This window comes from Pedococcus sp. P1_H8 (assembly GCF_056405175.1).
Genome location: NZ_JBFUCP010000062.1, coordinates 1 through 610 on the forward strand (window position 1 = coordinate 1; position 610 = coordinate 610).

The 610-nt window shown below is 71.5% G+C and carries 1 protein-coding gene; it reads right to left on the reverse strand.

Annotated features, from left to right (window positions below; all coding sequences use genetic code 11):
• The coding region (locus AC1DYG_RS18830; RefSeq protein ID WP_477641396.1) for a glycoside hydrolase family 15 protein at positions 1 to 610 on the reverse strand (610 nt) is incomplete at both ends.

Here is a 610-nt window from a genome sequence, read left to right on the forward strand (position 1 = left end):
GGACAGCCCGATGTGCAGGGTGGCCGCGTCGAGGTCGGTGCCGTCGTAGGCGGCGGTGTACGAGCGGGCCCGGTCGCTCCAGCCGCGGTCCTTGACCTCGTCGGAGATCTCGGTGCGCAGCGCCTCCCAGTCTTGTCCGGCCTCCCGGTCGAAGCGCGTGGCCAGGGTCAGCGCCCGGTCCACGGTGACCCAGCACATCACCTTCGAGTACACGTGGTGCCGCGGGTTGCCGCGGATCTCCCAGATGCCGTTGTCGGGTTCGGACCACCGGCGCTGGACCGCGGAGACCATGGCGCACACCAGGTCCCAGTCGGCGTCGGTCAGGGCCTGCGCGGTGCCCTGCTTCTCCCGCGCGTGGGCCAGGTGCGAGATCAGGTCCACGATCGGGCCGAAGACGTCGAGCTGAACCTGCGAGTTCGCGGCGTTGCCGACGCGCACCGGCCGGGACCCGGCGTACCCGGGCAGCGAGTCGAGGACTGCCTCGGGGGGCAGGCCACCGCCGTAGATCGTGTACAGCGGGTGCAGCCGTTCCGGTCCGGGCAGCGTCTCGAGCACCCGGTGCACCCAGTCGAGGAAGTTCTCCGCCTCGGTCAGGGAGCCGAGCGAGACC